The sequence below is a fragment of the Achromobacter spanius genome (assembly GCF_003994415.1).
Classification (GTDB): Bacteria; Pseudomonadota; Gammaproteobacteria; order Burkholderiales; family Burkholderiaceae_B; genus Achromobacter; species Achromobacter spanius_C.
In genome coordinates, this window is sequence record NZ_CP034689.1 from 4,169,344 (window position 1) to 4,188,285 (window position 18,942).

At 66.0% G+C, this 18,942-nt stretch carries 16 protein-coding genes and 1 pseudogene; 11 read left to right on the plus strand and 6 right to left on the minus strand.

The genetic code is table 11. The features are described 5' to 3' along the window. Positions 1-11: 11 nt before the first annotated feature. The gene (gene hpnD / locus ELS24_RS18985) at positions 12-875 is read left to right on the plus strand and encodes a presqualene diphosphate synthase HpnD (protein ID WP_050445159.1); all 864 of its coding nucleotides are present in this window, start codon (positions 12-14) and stop codon (positions 873-875) included. Continuing rightward, complete coding sequence (hpnE, locus tag ELS24_RS18990; protein ID WP_050445158.1) at positions 872-2,194, plus strand: hydroxysqualene dehydroxylase HpnE; 1,323 nt, start codon at positions 872-874, stop codon at positions 2,192-2,194. Before hpnD ends, hpnE begins: the two co-directional genes overlap by 4 nt. An 87-nt stretch (positions 2,195-2,281) precedes the next feature. Here the strand turns inward: hpnE and crcB are convergent, their stop codons facing one another. After that, entirely contained in the window at positions 2,282-2,674 is a 393-nt protein-coding gene (gene crcB / locus ELS24_RS18995; RefSeq protein ID WP_050445157.1) for a fluoride efflux transporter CrcB, read from the minus strand. A 245-nt stretch (positions 2,675-2,919) separates the two neighbouring features. On the opposite strand from crcB, the gene ELS24_RS19000 reads away from it, so the two are divergent. The 5 genes from ELS24_RS19000 to ELS24_RS19020 are packed head-to-tail and all read left to right on the plus strand — an operon-like array spanning position 2,920 to position 7,382. Further along, entirely contained in the window at positions 2,920-3,546 is a 627-nt protein-coding gene (locus ELS24_RS19000) for a PepSY-associated TM helix domain-containing protein (RefSeq protein WP_050445155.1), read from the plus strand. A gap of 28 nt (positions 3,547-3,574) precedes the next feature. Beyond that, on the plus strand, positions 3,575-4,090 hold the full coding sequence (locus ELS24_RS19005) for a DUF2271 domain-containing protein (RefSeq protein WP_050445154.1): 516 nt from the start codon (positions 3,575-3,577) through the stop codon (positions 4,088-4,090). A gap of 31 nt (positions 4,091-4,121) precedes the next feature. After that, positions 4,122-4,922, plus strand: coding sequence for a DUF4198 domain-containing protein (locus ELS24_RS19010; RefSeq protein WP_050445153.1), 801 nt, complete (start codon positions 4,122-4,124; stop codon positions 4,920-4,922). A 47-nt stretch (positions 4,923-4,969) separates the two neighbouring features. Continuing rightward, positions 4,970-6,004 (plus strand): FAD:protein FMN transferase, encoded by a 1,035-nt coding sequence (locus ELS24_RS19015; protein WP_083447220.1) that lies wholly within the window; start codon positions 4,970-4,972, stop codon positions 6,002-6,004. Positions 6,005-6,008: 4 nt separating this feature from the next. Continuing rightward, positions 6,009-7,382, plus strand: a complete 1,374-nt coding sequence (locus ELS24_RS19020; protein ID WP_127185030.1) for a sulfite reductase subunit alpha — start codon at positions 6,009-6,011, stop codon at positions 7,380-7,382. Between the two features lie 34 nt (positions 7,383-7,416). Here ELS24_RS19020 and ELS24_RS19025 read toward each other — a convergent pair. After that, positions 7,417-8,375, minus strand: a pseudogene (locus tag ELS24_RS19025) (tripartite tricarboxylate transporter substrate binding protein BugE). Next, positions 8,372-9,847 (minus strand): N-acyl-D-amino-acid deacylase family protein, encoded by a 1,476-nt coding sequence (locus ELS24_RS19030; RefSeq protein ID WP_050445149.1) that lies wholly within the window; start codon positions 9,845-9,847, stop codon positions 8,372-8,374. The pseudogene ELS24_RS19025 and the gene ELS24_RS19030 overlap by 4 nt, the downstream one beginning before the upstream one ends. A gap of 89 nt (positions 9,848-9,936) precedes the next feature. Between ELS24_RS19030 and ELS24_RS19035 the strand changes: the two genes are divergently transcribed. Continuing rightward, positions 9,937-10,908, plus strand: a complete 972-nt coding sequence (locus ELS24_RS19035) for a LysR family transcriptional regulator (RefSeq protein WP_127185032.1) — start codon at positions 9,937-9,939, stop codon at positions 10,906-10,908. 13 nt (positions 10,909-10,921) lie between these two features. Here the strand turns inward: ELS24_RS19035 and ELS24_RS19040 are convergent, their stop codons facing one another. Further along, positions 10,922-11,752 (minus strand): phosphoenolpyruvate hydrolase family protein, encoded by an 831-nt coding sequence (locus tag ELS24_RS19040; RefSeq protein ID WP_050445147.1) that lies wholly within the window; start codon positions 11,750-11,752, stop codon positions 10,922-10,924. An 11-nt stretch (positions 11,753-11,763) separates the two neighbouring features. After that, entirely contained in the window at positions 11,764-12,984 is a 1,221-nt protein-coding gene (locus ELS24_RS19045) for a Tm-1-like ATP-binding domain-containing protein (RefSeq protein WP_050445146.1), read from the minus strand. A gap of 165 nt (positions 12,985-13,149) precedes the next feature. On the opposite strand from ELS24_RS19045, the gene ELS24_RS19050 reads away from it, so the two are divergent. Together ELS24_RS19050 and ELS24_RS19055 are read left to right on the plus strand one after the other, a co-directional pair. After that, positions 13,150-13,797, plus strand: a complete 648-nt coding sequence (locus ELS24_RS19050) for a TetR/AcrR family transcriptional regulator (RefSeq protein WP_050445379.1) — start codon at positions 13,150-13,152, stop codon at positions 13,795-13,797. Positions 13,798-13,901: 104 nt separating this feature from the next. Continuing rightward, complete coding sequence (locus tag ELS24_RS19055; RefSeq protein ID WP_127185033.1) at positions 13,902-15,545, plus strand: S-layer protein; 1,644 nt, start codon at positions 13,902-13,904, stop codon at positions 15,543-15,545. 96 nt (positions 15,546-15,641) lie between these two features. On the opposite strand, the gene clpB is transcribed toward ELS24_RS19055, so the two are convergent. After that, entirely contained in the window at positions 15,642-18,248 is a 2,607-nt protein-coding gene (clpB, locus tag ELS24_RS19060) for an ATP-dependent chaperone ClpB (RefSeq protein ID WP_050445141.1), read from the minus strand. A gap of 149 nt (positions 18,249-18,397) precedes the next feature. Between clpB and ELS24_RS19065 the strand changes: the two genes are divergently transcribed. Next, positions 18,398-18,847: a gamma-glutamylcyclotransferase family protein gene (locus tag ELS24_RS19065; RefSeq protein ID WP_050445378.1), complete on the plus strand. Its 450-nt coding sequence runs from the start codon at positions 18,398-18,400 to the stop codon at positions 18,845-18,847. The last annotated feature ends 95 nt before the right edge of the window (positions 18,848-18,942 follow it).

Here is an 18,942-nt window from a genome sequence, read left to right on the forward strand (position 1 = left end):
CCTGCCTATCTATGACCCCTGACGAATACTGCCAGGAGAAAGCCGCCAAAAGCGGTTCCAGCTTCTACTACTCATTCCTGTTTTTGCCGCCCGAACGCCGCCGCGCGATCACGGCGCTTTACGCCTACTGCCGCGAGGTGGACGACGTGGTCGATGAATGCACCGACCCGTCGCTGGCCCGCATCAAGCTGGCCTGGTGGCGCACGCAGGTCGACCAGATGTACGACGGCAAGCCCGACCATCCGGTAACGCGCGCGCTGCAACCGCACCTGGAAAGCTGTTCGATCACCCGCGAGCGCCTGCTGGCCGTGGTGGACGGCATGGAAATGGACCTGGACCAGACGCGTTACCTGGACTGGCCCGGCCTGCGCAAATACTGCTGGCATGCGGCCGGCGTGGTGGGCGAACTATCCGCCGGCGTGTTCGGCTATAGCGATCCCAAGACGCTGGTCTATGCCGAAAAGCTGGGACTGGCATTCCAGATGACCAACATCATCCGCGACGTTGGCGACGATGCGCGCCGTGGCCGCATCTATATTCCGGTCAACGACATGCAGCAGTTCGAGGTCAAGGCGTCGGACATCCTGAATGGCGAATACTCCGACCGTTTCAGCGCCTTGATGAAATTCCAGGCCGACCGCGCCCGCGAACTGTATCGCGAAGCCATGAGCAATCTGCCCGAGGTGGATCGCCGTTCGCAACGCCCAGGCCTGATGATGGCGGCCATCTACCACGCGCTGCTCGATGAAATTGAACAAGACAACTGGCAGGTGCTGCACCAGCGCATCTCGCTGACGCCACTGCGCAAGCTGTGGCTGGCCTGGAAAACGTGGGTGGGCGGCGGACGCGGACTGGTCCGCCGGTTGGCGCGGTGAAGGCGGCGGTTATCGGTGCGGGCTGGGCCGGCTTGGCGGCCAGCATCGCGCTGCGTGAGGCCGGCGCCAAGGTCACCGTGTTCGAAGCCGGCCACACGCCCGGCGGCCGCGCTCGCCGCGTATTCCATGAATCGTTCGACGCGCCGCTGGACAACGGCCAACACCTGCTGGCAGGCGCCTACCGGCAAACGCTGGCGCTGATGCGCCGCGTGGGACGCAACCCCGACGCCCTGCTGATGCGCCGGCCGCTGCGGCTGGCCAGCCTGGACGGCCGCTTCCGTTTGTCCGCCCCCCGGCTGCCCGCGCCCTTGCACATGGCGGTGGCCATTCTGCGCGCACGCGGCCTGACCTGGGCCGACCGCTATGCCGCGCTGCGCCTGATGCGCGGCCTGAAAGCCATGTCATGGTCGCCCCCGCGCGACTGGACCGTGCTGCAACTGCTGCACTATCACGCGCAATCCGATGTGCTGATCCGCCAGCTCTGGGAACCGCTATGCCTGGCCGCGCTGAACACACCGTGCGCCACCGCCAGCGCCGCGCTGTTTGCGCGCGTGCTGCGCGATAGCCTGGCCGGCGCCCGCGAAGACAGCGACCTGCTGCTGCCCTGCACCGACCTGTCGGCGCTCTGGCCCGACGCCGCCGCGCGCCAGGTCACCATGCGCTACGGCAACACGGTGCGCCAACTGCACCCCTCGGATGACGGCATTGTGGTCAACCAGGAACGCTTTGATGCCGCCGTGCTGGCCGTGCCGCCCACCTATGCCGCCCGGCTGCTGGACGCGCCCTTGCGCGAAGCCGGCGCCATGGGCTTGCTGGAAGCGCTGAAGGCGTTCGACTACCTGCCGATCGCCACGCTGAACGTGCGTCTGGCCGACCCCTGGCGCTTGCCGGAACCCATGATGATGCTGCGCGAGGAAGCCGCGCGCGGGCACGTCGGGCAGTGGGTGTTCGACCGCGCGCAATTGGCGGGTGACACCAAGGCCGGCGAACTTGCCGTGGTGGCCAGCGCCGCCACCCGCATCGCGGAACGCAACCGCCGCCAGGTCATCGAAGCGTTGATCGACCAGGTTGCCGAACAGGCGGCGCGCCACCCCGCGCGCCTGCCTGCCCTGCCCGAAGTGACGGCAGCCGAACTGTTGATTGAAAAGCGCGCCACCTTCGCCGCGGTGCCAGGTTTGACGCGCCCGCTGAACACCACGCCGTGGCCCACCTTGGCGCTGGCGGGAGACTGGACCGACACGGGCTACCCCGGGGTGTTGGAAGGCGCGGTGCAAAGCGGCCTGATGGCGGCTCGCGTGTTGAATCCCCGCGCGCATTGATGCGCGGGTGCGAAGGCGCAGGACCGCGCGGGAACGCTTCCGCCGCGTTTTGCCCCTCGCGTTTTGCCCCCCGCGTACCCGGTTCTTTCAGCGCAATACATGCACGGTGGCGATGCCCGCCGCCGTCAACGCCAGCGACCCCACCAGGCTGATTCCCGCATAGCCCAACGCGGTGCCATAGGCGCCGCGTTCCAGCATCGATACCGTTTCGGCCGAGAACGTGGAAAACGTGGTCAAGGCGCCCATGAAGCCGGTGATGACACCCAATCTGATCCACGCGGGCCATTCCGGATGGCCGGCTAGCAGCGCGATCGCCACGCCCACCAAATAGCCGCCCGCCAGATTGACGGTGAACGTGCCCCAAGGCCAGGACTCGACGTTCAACCACATGCTGAGCAACCAGCGTGTCCACGCGCCCAGTACGGCACCCAGGCCCACGGCCAGGAAGTTCAAGGGGATCAAGGTTTGATAAACGGACATGGGCGTCGGGGCGTCCGGCAAAGGCCAAGGCGCAAGAAAAAGACCTGGAGCAGCATAACCTGCCCACGCGCGGACCTGGCTAAAACGCGGACGCCGCTTGGGTCGAATCCCGTCAACAAGCGCTACGGTCTTCGCCTCGCCCGCACGTCGAAATCAATTGAAATCACCTTGCGCGCGCGGGCTGTCCTTTTATAAGAGTAATTCTCATTAAGTGTTAGAATCCGCCGCTTCAAACCGAATCCCGCATGGACAGTCCACCCACTCCGAAGCGCCGGGCCTACTGGCTCAAGACCTTGCATCAATGGCACTGGATCAGTTCGGCGCTATGCCTGCTGGGGATGCTGCTGTTTGCCATTACCGGCCTCACGCTGAACAACGCCTCGCACATTGAATCGAAGGCCGTGGTGACCAGCCGCCAGGCGCACTTGCCCGAAGCCGTGCTCAAGCAGTTGACGGCGCCGCCCAAGCAGAAGAAGGCGCCCTTGCCGGCCCCCGTGGCGCAATGGCTGGACGACACGTTCGATGCCGGCGCGGCAGGCAAAACCGCTGAATGGTCGGCCGACGAAATCTATCTGTCCTTGCCCCGCGCGGGCGGCGACGCCTGGTTGTCCATCGATCTGGGCAGCGGCGACGTGGAATACGAACGCACCGACCGCGGCTGGGTTTCCTACCTGAACGATTTGCACAAGGGCCGCAACACCGGCCTTGCCTGGAGCTGGTTCCTGGACATCTTCGCCGTTGCCTGTCTGGTCTTTTCGCTGACCGGGCTGGTGCTGTTGAAGATGCACGCCGGCAACCGCGGCGCGACCTGGCCCATGGTGGGGCTGGGCGTCGTGATCCCCGTCGTCCTGGCGCTGCTCTTCATCCACTGATTCCTTCGATCCGCCCCTGGAGATGTCCATGCGCAAACTATTGTTGTCGGCCCTGCTGGCCGGCGCGATCGCCCGAACGGCCAATGCGGCCGACATCGGCCTGTCCATCGAGGTGCCGCGCCTGGATGTGGCCGAATACCACCGCCCCTACGTGGCGATCTGGATCGAGAACCCCGACCAGAGCGTGGCCACCGATCTGGCCGTCTGGTACGACGTGGCCAAGAAGAACAACGAAGGCACCGAGTGGCTCAAGGACATGCGCCAGTGGTGGCGCCGCAGCGGCCGCAACCAGCAGTTTCCCGTTGACGGCGTCAGCGGCGCGACCAAGCCGGTGGGCAAGCATGCGCTGAACTTCGACGCAGGTTCCAAGCCGCTGGCCTCGCTCAAGCCCGGCCAATACGCCGTAGTGGTGGAAGCGGCGCGCGAAGTAGGCGGCCGCGAATTGCTGCGCATTCCCTTCCAGTGGCCGCCGCAAAAGGCCGAACAACTGACTGCGCAAGGCGAACACGAACTGGGCGCCATCGCGCTCAACCTCAAACCCTGATGCCCACCCCTTGCCTTCAAGGAGCACGACCATGAAATCCGCCGCCAAACTGGCCGCCGCCCTGGCACTGTGCCTGCCCTTCGCCGTCCACGCGCATGATGTGTGGATGGTGCCGTCGTCCACCGTGCTGTCGGGCACTGATAGCTGGATCACCGTTGACGCCGCCGTCAGCAACGACAAGTTCTATTTCAACCACGCGCCGCTGCGGCTGGACGGCCTGGCTATCGTCGCCCCTGACGGCAGCAGCGCCGACGCCGAGAACATCAACCGCGGCAAGCTGCGCAGCACTTTCGATTTGCAGCTCAAGCAAAGCGGCACCTACCGCGTGGCGGTCGTCAACGACGGCGTGTTCGCGCGCTGGAAGGAAGACGGCAAGAACAAGCGCTACTTCGGCAAGGTGGAAGGCATGGCGCAAGCCGTGCCCGCCAAGGCGCAAGACCTGGAGGTGTCGCAAAGCCTGGGCCGCGTGGAAACCTTCGTCACGGCGGGCAAGCCCAGCACCATCAAGCCCGTGGGCCGTGGCCTGGAACTGGCGCCGGTGACGCACCCCAACGACTTGTTCACCGACGAAGCCGCCACCTTCCAGATGCTTCTGGACGGCCAGCCCGCCGCCAACCTGGAAGTGAACGTGGTGCCGGGTGGCAGCCGCTATCGCGACAAGGTCGGCGAGATCAAGCTCAACACCGACAAGGATGGCAAGTTTTCGGTCAAGTGGCCGCAGCCCGGCCTGTACTGGATTGAAGCCGGCATGGAAGACGCCAAGGTCAGCGTGCCGCAAGCGCAGAAGCGCCGCCTGTCCTATGCCGGCACCGTCGAAGTGCTGCAACCTTAAAGCAGGACAATCGCGTGCCGCTTGCTCCGTCCTACGCGCCTCGCGGCATGGCAGCCCCTACCGTGCGCGTGGCCTATGGCGCCATGCCCTTGCCGTCACTAACCCTGGCAGCGCTGGCTGGGGCGACCATGGGCACCACCTGGTCCGCGCGCATGGCCTTGCCCGCCGGGTGCCGCGACGATGCAGCGCGGCACGCCATCCAGGCCGCGCTGGACGAGGTGGTGGCGCAGATGAGCACCTGGGAATCGGTGTCCGACATCACGCGCTTCAACCAGTCCGCCACCGGTTGGCTGGCACTGCCGGATGGATTCTTCCATGTCCTGCGGCATGCGCTGGCGCTGGCCAAGGACAGTAGCGGCGCCTACGACCCCACGGTTGGCCCGCTGGTCAATGCCTGGGGTTTCGGCCCGCATCAGCGCGCCTTTGAACCGCCCTCGCCCACTGCCATCGACGCCGCCCGCGCGCGCTGTGGCTGGCAACGTGTGCAGTTGGATACCGCGCGGCAGGCGGCGTATCAGCCGGGTGGCGCGTATCTGGACCTGTCGTCCATTGCCAAGGGCTATGGCGTGGACCGCGCGGCGCTGGCGCTGGACGCGCTGGGCATCACGCAGTATCTGGTGGAAGTGGGCGGCGAACTGCGTGCGCGCGGCATGCGGCCCGACGGCCAGCCCTGGCGCGTGGCCATTGAAGTACCCGATGCCAGCGACAACCACGCGCTGGCCTTGCCCTTGCAAGACCACAGCATCGCCACGTCGGGCGACTATCGGCGCCACGCGGGTAGCGGCGACGCGCGCTATGCCCACACCATCGACCCGCGTACCGGCCAGCCGGTACGCAACAACGTCGCGTCGGTATCGGTGCTGCACCGCGAATGCATGCAGGCCGACGCGCTGGCTACCGTGCTGACGGTACTGGGCGAAGCGGACGGCCTGGCGTATGCCCGCCGCCATGGCCTGGCAGCCCTGTTCATCCTGCGCGACGCCCACGACTACCGCGTCGTTGCGACGCCGGCATTCCAGACGCTGACCCAAACACAGGCCCAAACACAAACCCCGCGCCAGGCCCAGACCCTGGCACGCTGAACCCATGAGTCCAACCCGCTTGATTGCCGCGGCATGCGTGATAACGCTATGGCTGCTGCTGTGCCTGTGGGCATGGCGCCGTACACAGCAGCACATGGCGCGGCAGGCGCAGGCCCTGCAAACCCTGAACGCGCCCGCCGCCGACGATGCGCTGCTGGTCGCGTACGCCAGCCAGACGGGCTACGCCGAAACCCTCGCGGCGCAAACCGCTGAATCCCTGCGTTCGGGCGGCTTGACGGTGCGCGTAGCCGCGCTGGGCCAGTTGGACCTGACCCGCCTGTCGGGCTACCGCCGCATGCTGTTCGTGGTCAGCACCTATGGCGAAGGCGATCCCCCCGACTCGGCCGCCCCCTTCGCCAGCCAGATGCAGGCGCCGCCCACGCGCGCGCTGGCCGGCGCGCAAACCGCCGTGCTGGCGCTCGGTGACAGTGAATACGCGCACTTCTGCGGCTTTGGCCATCAGCTCAATGACTGGCTGCATGCGCAAGGCGCCACGCCGCTGTTCGACCTGGTGGAGGTGGACAACGACGACCCTGCCGCGCTGCGCCACTGGCAGCATCATCTGGGTCTGCTGACGGGCCGAAGCGACCTGCCCGATTGGCAAGCCCCGGTCTACGAGCCCTGGCGGCTGGCGACCCGCACGCTGCTGAACCCCGGCAGCCAGGGCAACCCGTGCTACCTGCTGACGCTGACGCCGCCGCCAGGCCAACCCGCGCACTGGCAGGCCGGCGATATCGCTGAAATTGGTCCACGCCTGAAGCGCAGCGGGCCGCTGCAAACGCACCGCGAATATTCCATCGCGTCGCTGCCGCAAGACGGCGCCATCCACCTGCTGGTGCGCCAGATGCGCAGCGCGGACGGCGGCCTGGGCGTGGGTAGCGGCTGGTTGACCCATGTGGCGGAGGTCGGCGAGCAGATCGACCTGCGCGTGCGAAGCAATCGCAACTTCCATGCGCCCGCCGATGCGCGCCCGATGATCCTGGTGGGCAATGGCACTGGCCTGGCCGGGCTGCGCGCGCTGATCAAGGCGCGGCGCGCGGCGGGCCATCGGCGCAACTGGTTGATATTCGGAGAGCGCAACGCCGCGCATGACGCCTTCTGCCACGACGACATCACCGCCTGGCGCGCAGACGGCACGCTGGAACGGGTGGACACGGTCTATTCGCGCGACCAGCCCCAACGGCGCTACGTGCAGCACGTGCTGCGCGAGCAGGCCGACGCCTTGCGGCAATGGGTAGCGGCAGGCGCCGCGATCTATGTCTGCGGCAGCCTGCAAGGCATGGCGGCCGGCGTGGAGGCCGCACTGGAAGACATCCTGGGAGACGAGTCCCTGCAGGCGCTGCTACACGCCGGCCGTTACCGGCGCGACGTGTACTAGGCCTGCTTATCCAAGCGTTCCAGGCCTGCCTGGCTTATTGCAGCTTGATCTGCGCCTGGTCAATCACCGTCTTCCAACGGTCGCGCTCGGTGCGGATCTGCTCACCGAATTCAGCCGGGGTATTGCCCAGCGGAAATGCGCCCGTCTCTTCCATCTTGGCGGCGGTGGCCGGGTCCCGCATGGCTTGTGCGAAGGCTTGCGCCAACTTGTCGCGCACGTCGGCCGGCATGCCCGCCGGACCCACCACGCCATACCAGGCGGTCACGTCGTAATCCTTGTAGCCTTGCTCGGCAAACGTCGGCACATCGGGCAGGCGCGGGTTGCGCTTTGCGCCGGTGATGGCCAGCGCGTGCAGATGCTTGCTCTTGATGTAGGGCAGCGACGATGGGAAGTTGTCGAAGATCACCGGCACCACACCGCCCACCGCGTCGGTCAGCGCGGGCGCCGAACCCCGGTAAGAAATGCTGTTCATCTTGCCGCCGATCAGTTGCAGGAACCAGATCATGCCCAGATCATTCACACCGCCCGCGCCAGCGTTGGCGTAGCCGTCCTTGTTTGGATTGGCGCGCACGTGCTCGACGAATTCGGCCAGGGTTTTGGCCGGATAGCTCGGATTGACGCTCAGGATGTTGGGGCTGGTGACCAGGTTGCTGATGGGGTGAAGTCCTTGACCGGGTCATACCCCAGCTTGGGGAACAGGTGCGGCGCGGTGCCATGAGTGCTGACGGTGGCCAGCCCCACGGTGTAGCCGTCCGGCTTGGCGCGCGCGGTAGCCATCATGCCGATGGTGCCGGATGCGCCCGTGCGGTTTTCCACCACGATCTGCTGGCCCAGGATCTCGCCCGCTTTCGCCGCCGCCACGCGTCCGACGATGTCGGTGGGGCCGCCGGCCGAGAACGGCACGATCAAGGTGATGGGATGGTCGGGAAACGCGGCGTGGGCGGCGGGTAGCACGGTAGCCAACGCGACAGTGATGAGGGTTTTGCGCATCATGATGGGTGTATCTCCTTGGGGGTGTTGTTGTAAGCAGCTTCGCGCCGCAATATCTTGCCGGGCCGTGTCATGCCCGGCGTGGCGGGAAACACCGGCTGGCCATTGACCAGCACGTGTTCCACGCCAACGGATGGCAGCGTGGGCGCGTCCCAGGTGGCGCGGTCGGCCACGGTGTCCGCATCGAACACCACGATGTCGGCCCAGGCGCCTACGCTGAGCTGGCCGCGTCCGGCCAGGCCGAACACGCGCGCGGGCAAGGCCGTCATCTTGGCCACGGCCGCTTCCAGCGTCAGCAGTTGGGCTTCGCGCACATAGCGGCCCAGCACGCGCGTGAAGCTGCCCCACAGGCGGGGATGCGGATGCGCGTCATTGGGCAGGCCATCAGAACCGACCATGCAGCATTCGTGTTTGAAGATGCGCTGTACCTCGGCGTCGTCCATCGCGAAATAGATGGCGCCGGCAGGGCAAAGGCGTTGCGCGGCGTCGGTCTTGTCGCAGCCCCAGCGCGCCGCGATATCGGCCAGCGTTTCGCCGCTGCATTCCGGATGCGGAACCGACCATGTGATGCGGATGTCGTCGATGCTGTCGGCGCGCTCGGGGATCAGGATGGTGGAGCTGCCAGGATACGGGTAGATGTCCAGCGCCACGTCGATACCCTCGGCGCGAGCCCGATCGATGTTGGCCAGCGTGGCGCGGCTTTTGCCCCAGTTGCGCGGCATCATGCATTTGTGGTGCGACAGCACCGTGGCGCACCCCGTGTTGCGGCCCACGGACAGCACTTCGTCCACCGCGGCTTCCACCTCGTCGCCCTCGTTGCGGATGTGGCTGGTGTGCAGCGCGCCTTGGGCCGCGGCCACACGCGCCAGGCCGTCCAGTTCCGCTTGCTCGGCCACGCCGCCCGGCTGGTAGGCCAGCCCCGTGCTGAAGCCCACCGCGCCGGCCGCCAATGCATCGGCCAGCATGCGCTGCATGGCGTCCTGCTCGGCGGGCGTGGGCGCGGCGGCGGGGTCGCGCATGGCGGCCAGACGCAGGTTGGCGTGCCCGACCAGCGCCGCCACGTTGATCATGGGCTGCTGCGCGCGCAGGGTGTCGAAGTAGGCATGCATGTCGGCGAACAAGGGCGTTTCGCCCAGCAGCGCAAGCGCCGCCGCCGTATTGCCCGGCAAGGGCGCGGGCGCGCCGCTGACGCCACAATTACCGACCACCACCGACGTGATGCCCTGGCTGGTCTTCCATTCCAGGCCGGGCTTTTCCACGAACATCAGGTCATCGTGGCCGTGCGTATCAATGAAGCCCGGCGCCACGATCTTGCTGTGCGCTGCCACCCGGCGCGCGGCGGTGGCGCCCGACAGGTCGCCGATGGCCGCGATGCGTTCGCCCGCCACACCCACGTCCGCGCGCCGCCTGGCGCCGCCCAGTCCGTCAATGACCCAGCCGCCTTCAATGATCAGATCCAATTGTTCCTGCCGCATGATCGTCCTGCCTGGATGAAGGCCCTAGTATCGTCGGCCCGATCAATCTGGAAAAATTGTTTTTATTGATCCATCTATCGTCGTTTGAAATGAATCGTCTGCCCAAGCACGTCACCCTGAAGCACCTGACCGCCTTCGTCGCCGTAGCGCAGGAGTCCAGTTTCACGCACGCGGCCAAGCGTCTTTTCCAGACCCAGTCTTCCGTGACCAGTCTGGTGCGGCAACTGGAAGACGCGCTCAACACCCAGCTCTTTGCGCGTACCAGCCGGCGCGTACTGCTGACCGCGGCGGGCGAGGAATTTCTGCCCCGGGTGATGCGGCTGCTTGCCGATTTTGATGGCGTGATCGAAGACGTGGTGCGTTTTGGCGCACTGGAGCGCGGGCGCGTGGGCGTGGCGGCGGCGCCATCGGCCATCACGCAGATCATTGCCCCGGCGGCGAAGGCTTTCGCGGCGCAATATCCCGCCGTGCGCCTTTACCTCAGCGACGATAATTCCGGCCGAATTCAACGCAAGGTGGCCGCCCGCGAGGTGGACTTCGGCCTGACCAGCCGCTGGGCCGATGCGCCGGGACTACGCTTTGACCCCTTGCTGGAAGACCGCTTCGGCGTGCTCTACCGCGCCGATGACGACAGCATGCGTTCAGGCCGCGACGGCACCATGCGCTGGTCGGACCTGGCGGCGCGCAAGCTGGTGGGGGTGGTGGACGAAACCGGCATCATGGCGCTGCTGCGCGCCCGCGCCGACTTGCCGATTGAGGCGGGCGCCCCCTTCTATGAAGCGTCCAGCACCACCTCGCAGGCCGCGTTGGTCAAGGCCGGGCTGGGGGTGGCGCTACTGCCCGCGCTGGCCGCCGAACGGGTGCTGGAACCGGGCTTGGCCTATGCGCTGCTGGCGCGCCCGACCGTGGTGCGCACCGTGTGCATCATCCGGCACAAGGAATATCCACTAAGCCCGGCAAGCCAGGCGCTGATCCGCGCCATCCACGAATACTTACGCGATGCGGTGCTGCCCGCGGGCTGCAAACAGGTGTCAGCCAGCCGCGGCCCCAAGCAAGGCTGAAGCCAGGCCCGGATCAAAAGCTCAGGTTCTTGAATTCGCGCGTGGCGGCGGTCAGCGCCTGTTCGGTGGGCAGGCGTTCCATGGAACTGGCGCCGTAGAAGCCGTGGCAATGCTTGCAGGCGCGCAACACGTGGGCGGCGTCGTCGGGTGTCGCGATGGGGCCGCCATGGCACAGCACGATGATGTCGGGCCGCACGGCCAGCGCGGCGGCGGCGATGCGGTCGATGGCAGCCACGCAGCCGTCCAGTGTTTGTGCGGTTTCCGCGCCGATCGAACCGCCCGTGGTCAGGCCCATATGCGCCACGATGATGTCCGCGCCCGCCTGCGCCATGGCCACCGCGTCGTCCTCGTTGAACACATAGGGCGTGGTCAGCATGCCCTTCTGGTGGGCCAGGCGGATCATGTCGACTTCCAGCGCGTAGCCCATGCCGGTTTCTTCGAGATTGGCGCGGAAGGTGCCGTCGATAAGCCCCACGGTGGGAAAGTTCTGCACGCCCGAAAAGCCCTGGCGTTTCAGATCGTCCAGGAACACGTCGAAGTCGCAGAAAGGATCGGTGCCGTTCACGCCCGCCAGCACGGGCGTCTGCTTCACCACGGGCAGCACTTCGCGGCCCATGTCGACCACGATCTCGTTGGCGTTGCCATACGCCAGCAGCCCGGCCAGCGAACCCCGGCCCGCCATGCGGTAGCGGCCCGAGTTATAGATGACGATCAGGTCAATGCCGCCCGCTTCCTCGCATTTGGCCGATAGCCCCGTGCCCGCGCCGCCGCCCACGATGGGCGTGCGCGCGCGCACCATGGCGTGAAACTTGTCCAGCAGTTCGTTACGATCAAAACGCGGCATGACGGCGGTCCTTAATGGCTAGTGGCGATTTCAAGAAATTGTTCGACCGCCGTCTTGGCGAACAGCGGATCGTTGATATGGCAGGGCACCCGCAGCAGGCGGCGGTCCGGCGTCTGCACAACGTGGCGTTCCAATGCGGCGAACAGCGCGGCATCCGCCTCGGGGTCCCAGAACGCCTGGCCCGGCGCATCCAGCGCCGACACGCCACCTTCCGGGATCAGGAAACGCACGGGTCCATTGCATTGATTCAGCTTCGCGGCGATCCACTCGCCCTGCTGCGTGTTTTCCTCAACCGTGGTGCGCATCAACGTCACCTGCGGGTTGTGGGGATAGAACATGCGGCCCTGGTAGCGTTCGGGCACGCTGTCCATGCCGCCGAAATTCACCATGTCCAGCGCCCCGCACGAGCCGACATACGGCGCGCCCGTGCGGGCCACGGCGCCAAAGCGATCTTCGGTGCAGGCCAGCACGCCGCCGAAAAGAAAGTCGCAGACTTCGGTGGTCGTCAGGTCCAGCACGCCGGCAAGCAAGCCGCTGTCCAACAGCTTTTCCATCGACTGCCCGCCCGTGCCGGTGGCGTGGAACACCAGGCAGTCATACCGGGAATCCAGCAGGGGGGTCACTTGTTGCACGCAGGCGGTCGTGACGCCGAACATGGTGATGCCGACGGCGGGGCGGCTGTCGTCGTCGCCGGCGGCGTTGGCGGCAGCCATGCGATGCGCCCCTGCGATAGCGCCCGCCGCGTTGGCCAGGACGCGGCGCGAAATGCGGTTCAGGCCCGCCACGTCGGTCACGGAATACATCATGGCGATATCGGACGGGCCGACATAGGGCGCGACGTTGCCCGACGCCATCGTAGACACCATCACCTTGGGCGTGCCGATGGGCAGCGCGCGCATGGCGGGGGTGATCAGCGCGGTGCCGCCCGAGCCGCCCAGGCCCAGCATGGCGCCGATGCCGGCATGGCCGGCCACGTAGCGTTCGAAGGCCAGCGCCATGGCCGCGATGGCCGTGCCCCGGTCGCCGGTGAACACGGCGTCCACGCCTCCGGGATGGCTGCGGGCCACTTCCTGCGCCTGCACCTGCGCCGTGCTGGCAGCGCCTGAGGTGGACACATCCACCGACACCACCTCCAGCCCTTCGCGCTTGAGCAGGTTCACGACGTACTCGGCTTCCTGCCCCTTGGTGTCGAACGTCGCCGCAACAAAGACCTGCTGATTTGCATGCATCATGGCTCCTCCGCGGGCGGCTACACTCGGTGCGCGCCTCGATATGTGAGGCCTCAACCAGGCCTGTAGAATCTAGAAATGAGACGAAAGAATCATACTGAGACACAAGTCTCACGTCAAACTTCCCGCCCCGCTCGGCGTCCGTCGCCGCCGGACGCCGAGGCCCGCCTGATCGCGCCTGCCAGCCGACAGGCCGCGGCCAGCGGCGAGCCACCGCACGGCCCGCGCGCGCGCATGCGAAAAATCTTGCTGGATGCCGCCCAGCAGTTGATGGCGCAGGGCATCACGCCGTCTGTCGCGGAACTGGCGGAACATGCCGGCGTTTCGCGGGCAACCGCGTATCGCTACTTCCCCAGCCAAAGCGCATTGATCGCGGCGGTGGTCGACGAAAGTCTGGGCCCCATCCTGGCTTGGAACTCCGACGCACCCGACGCCGCCACCCGCGTCGATGAGTTGCTGCGGTTCGCCTACCCCAGGCTGGCCTCGCACGAGGCCCCGTTGCGCGCCGCCATCATGGTGTCGCTACAGCAACATGCCGAGGCCAGCGCTGGCAAGGCCGGCGCCGAACCCAGGCTGGTGCGCGGCCATCGGGTCGACATCCTGCGGCGCGCCATCGCGCCGTTGGCCTCAGAGCTGTCGGCGGCGCAGCAGGACCGCGTGGCGCAAGCCCTGTCCTTGGTTTACGGCACCGAAGTGTTCCTCGTCTTGAAGGACATCTGGAACCTGGACCTGCCTGCCGTGACCGACGTGGTGCGCTGGACCGCCCGGGCCATCGTCCAGCAGGCCCTGAGCGAGGCGCGAACGCCCAAACCGTAGCGGCCCGGCTGACGCGGCGCTGTCATGGCTGCGTCACCCGCCACCGGCATAGTTCGGCGTTTTGCGGCCTGCCTTCGTAGGCCGCCCGACGTTGGAGTGTGTCCATGCAGTTCGAAGTATCCCGCTTGCGCCGGGCCATCATGCCCCTGTCGCTGGCTTGCGTCACCCTGTTGAGCGCATGCGGTAGCGATGACGATGATGACGCCGTCGCCCAGCCCTCGCCCCCGATCGTCACGGAGCCTGCCCCCACGCCGGTCGAAACCGGAGCCTGGAGCGCGGGTGACCTGCACGTGCATACCTACCAATCGGACGACGCGCAAGTCAGCCTGGAAAGCGCGCTGGATCAGGCTTTCGACCGCTACAAGCTGGATTGGGCCGCGCTATCGAACCATTTGCGCCTCTCTGCGCGCGACCATACCGGCACGACGCTGGCCGGCGGCCCCATTGCGTTTTCCACCGGCATGGCCCTGTATGAAGTGCCCTTCATCAAGACCGCGCAGGCCGCCGGCCGCTACGCCGGCAAGATCATTTTCTCGTCGTTCGAATGGGACATGCCGACGCATGACCACGTCAACATCGGCATCGGCACGGATGACCCGCTGTCAGCCAAGTCATTGGAGGCCGTCGCCGAATTCGAATACCTGTTCACCAACCGCGCCCCCGCGCTGTTCGACCCCCTGCTGGTGTCGCGCCTGTCTGGCGAAACCCGCGCCTACACCACGCATGCGGATTCGCTGGCGGCCTTGAAGTGGCTGCGCGACAAGCATCCCGACAGCTACATGCTGCTGAACCACCCGTCGCGCTATGCGGGCAAGTACACCGTGGGGCAGTTGCGTGAAATGAATGACCTGGCGCCCAACGTCTTCTTCGCCATCGAAGGCATGGTCGGCAATCAGATGGAACCGGATCGCGGCGGCTACGCCGAGGCCTACACCGCCGGTTTCCTGCCCAACCGCACTTATGGCGGCGTGGACTATCTGGTGGCAAATCTGGGCGGAACCTGGGACGCGCTGCTCGGCGAAGGTCGGCGCATCTGGACGGTAGCGGATTCCGACTTCCATTTCCGCACGGCCTCGGGTCTGTATAGCTCGGGCTACGCGCCCGGCGAATACGCCAAGACGCACGTATGGAAAGACGGCGACAACATGGCGGCGGTGATGGCCGGCCTGAAAAGCGGTCGCGTGTTCGGCGTGTTCGGCGACCTGATCGATGCCTTGGACTTCCAGGCGCAAGGCGCGGCCGGCACCGTGCACATGGGCGGCGAGTTGCAAGCAGCGAAGGGCGAAAAGGTGGAAGTCACCATCCGCTTTCGCAGCCCGGACAGCAACAACTACGAATACCCCATCGAAAGCGGCAACCCCACCTACGTCAAGCCCACCGTCAACCACGTGGACTTGATCGTGGGCGACATCGGCCCGCGCGCCGCCGCCGGCACGCCCGATTACGACGTCGACACCAACCCGTCCACGCGCGTGCTGGCCCGCTTTACGCGCGCCGACTGGACGGTGGACGCCGACGGCTACAACGTCATCAAGACCACGGTGACGGCGGACAAGAGCCAGTACCTGCGCCTGCGCGGCACCAATCTGGGCGTGGACGTGGCCGGGGAAACCGCGGCCGGCGAACCGCTGCCTGACGCCAAGGTGGACCTGGCCGATAACGTTGCGCGCTTCAACGCCATCAATGCGCGCAACTACAACGACCTGTGGTTCTATTCGAATCCGGTGTTCGTGACCGTCGCGCAGTGATGTAAACCCCGTCGGTAAACCCGCCGCCCAGAACGCGGCACAAAAAAAAGCCTGGCATTGAAAAATGCCAGGCTTTTTGCTTACCGCGGGTTCTGCTTACTGCAAGGTTCGGGTGAAGATGAATTCGCCGTTTTGCCAATCCACCGGCACCACATCGCGAGGCCCGAACTTGCCTTCCAGAATCAGGCGCGCCACCGGGTTTTCGATCTGCTGCTGGATCGCACGCTTCAAGGGGCGTGCGCCAAACACCGGATCGAAGCCGGAGCGGGCCAGTTCGGCCAGCGCCGGTTCGGTGACCTCCAGCCGCATTTCCTGCTTTTCCAGCCGCGCGGCCAGCCGGCGCAACTGGATGCGGGCGATGGACTCGATGTGCTGCGCTTCCAGCCCGTGGAACACCACCACTTCGTCGATGCGGTTCAGGAATTCGGGGCGCAGGGTTTCCTTGAGTTCGCCCCACACCACTTCCTTGACCACGTCATACGGCTGGCCCGCCAGGCTCTGGATGTGATGCGAGCCCAGGTTGGACGTCATCACGATCACCGTATTGCGGAAGTCCACCGTGCGGCCCTGGCCATCGGTCAGGCGGCCATCGTCCAGCACCTGCAGCAGCACGTTGAACACGTCCGGGTGCGCCTTTTCAACTTCATCCAGCAGCACCACGCTGTACGGCTTGCGGCGCACGGCTTCGGTCAGGTAGCCGCCCTCTTCGTAGCCCACGTATCCCGGGGGCGCGCCGATCAGCCGCGCCACCGAATGCTTCTCCATGAATTCGCTCATGTCGATGCGGATCATGTGGTCTTCCGAGTCGAACATGAATTCAGCCAGCGCGCGCGTCAGCTCGGTCTTGCCCACGCCGGTGGGGCCCAGGAACAGGAACGAACCATAGGGCCGCGACGGGTCCGCCAGACCGGCGCGTGAACGCCGGATGGCGTCGGACACCAGGCGCACGGCCTCGTCCTGACCCACCACGCGCTTGTGCAGGAAGTCCTCCATCTGCAGCAGCTTCTCGCGTTCGCCCTGCATCATCTTGGACACCGGAATACCGGTGGCGCGCGACACCACTTCGGCGATCTCTTCCGCGCCCACGCGGGTGCGCAACAGACGCGGACGGCTACCGTCGCCCTCGGCATTTTCAGCGGCCTGCTCGGCGCCCACTTCGGCGGCCTTCAGGCGCGATTCCAGGTCAGGCAGCTTGCCGTATTGCAGTTCGGCCAGCTTGTCGAACTGGCCCTTGCGTTGCAGTTCGGCCATTTCGGCGCGCACGCTGTCAATCTCTTCCTTGATGGCCTGGGTGCCTTGCACGGCGGCTTTCTCGGCCTTCCAGATTTCCTCGAAGTCGTTGTATTCGCGTTGCAGCTTTTCCAGCTCGTCTTCGATGACGCCCAGGCGACGCTTGGAGGCGTCATCGGTTTCCTTCTTGACGGCCTCGCGCTCGATCTTCAACTGGATGATGCGACGGTCCAGCTTGTCCATCACTTCCGGCTTGGAATCGATTTCCATGCGGATGCGCGCACCGGCTTCGTCGATCAGGTCGATGGCCTTGTCGGGCAGGAAGCGGTCGGTGATGTAGCGGTGCGACAGCTCTGCCGCCGCCACGATGGCCGGGTCGGTGATTTCAACGCCGTGGTGGATTTCATAGCGTTCCTGCAAGCCGCGCAGGATGGCGATGGTGGATTCCACATCGGGTTCGTCGACCAGCACCTTCTGGAAGCGGCGTTCAAGAGCTGCGTCTTTTTCGATGTACTTGCGGTATTCGTCCAGCGTGGTCGCGCCGATGCAGTGCAGTTCGCCGCGCGCAAGCGCCGGCTTGAGCATGTTGCCCGCGTCCATCGCGCCTTCGGCCTTGCCCGCGCCGACCATGGTGTGCAGCTCGTCGATGAAGACGATGTTGCTGCCGTCGTCCTGGCCGAGTTCTTTCAGCACGGCCTTCAGGCGTTCTTCGAATTCGCCACGGAACTTGGCGCCGGCCAAGAGCGCGGCCAGGTCCAGGGACAGCACGCGCTTGCCGCGCAGGGTCTCGGGCACTTCGTCGTTGACGATGCGCTGCGCCAGGCCTTCGACGATGGCGGTCTTGCCCACGCCCGGCTCACCGATCAGGACCGGATTGTTTTTGGTGCGGCGTTGCAGGATCTGGATGGTGCGGCGGATTTCGTCGTCGCGGCCGATCACCGGGTCCAGCTTGCCCTGGCGAGCGCGCTCGGTCAGGTCCAGGGTGTACTTGGACAAGGCCTCGCGGTTGGACTCGCCTTCGGCGCCCGACACGTTTTCGCCGCCGCGCACGGCGTCGATGGCGGCTTCCAAGGCCTTTTTCTGCAGGCCCGCTTCACGCAGGATGCGGCCGGCCTCGCCTTTGTCGTCGGCCAGCGCCAGCAGGAACAGTTCACTGGCGATGTAGGTGTCACCCCGGCGCGCGGCTTCCTTGTCGGTGCGGGTCAGCACCGCGTTCAAGTCGCGGCCCACCTGCACGTTGTCGTCGCCCTGCACTTGCGGCAAGGACTTCATGGCGGCTTCCAGCGCGGGCTGCAGGCGGTTCACCGCCACGCCGGCGCGCGCCAGCAGGCTGCCTGCGCCGCTGTCCGGATCGGACAGCAATGCCGACAGCACGTGCACGGGCTCGATATAGGGATGATCGTTACGGGCGGCCAGACTTTGAGCGTCGGCCAGGGCTTGCTGGAACTTGGTGGTTAGTTTGTCGAATCGCATAATGGTCGTTTGGCTTGTTGAAGAGCCTGACCGATACGTGCCGGCTGGCTCGATATCCTGAATATGCGGCCGGATGAGAAAATTTCAACACCTGCCGCCCCATGGTTTGCTTCGACGTGCTGGGCTTTTACGGCTTGAAGAACCGATTTATGAGCATATACGTTTTTGTATACGGCACCCTACGCGCAGGCGAAATCAATGATCTGGCGCAAGCCGCCGCCCGGCGCGGGCTGCCCGCGGCCCAATGGCTGGGCCGGGCCACGGTGCCGGGCATGCTGGTGGATTTCGGCCAATGGCCGGGACTGATCCCCGTGGCCGACGGGCGGCGGGTGCGCGGCGACGTCTATCGCGTGGACCCGGCCCTGATCGCCCTGATGGACGACATCGAGGAATACGTCCCCGGACAGCCGTGCTGCTTCGTGCGCCGCGAAATCACCGCGCGGCTGGAAACGCCCCTTGAGGGTACCCGCGAGGATGCCCGCGAGCTCCGTTGCCAGTACTATCCGATTGATCCAGCGCATCGGGCGTCGGCCGTGGACATTTCGGAAGACGACTGGATCGCCTACCGGCAAGCGCGTCCGGCGCCCCCCGGCACGTAAGACACCCGTAGTAACAACCGACTACAATGGATTTTGTCTTCACGCTTGTACACCCGTGCGCGCCTTCCCGGCGCGCCGGGCACTATAAAGGTCAT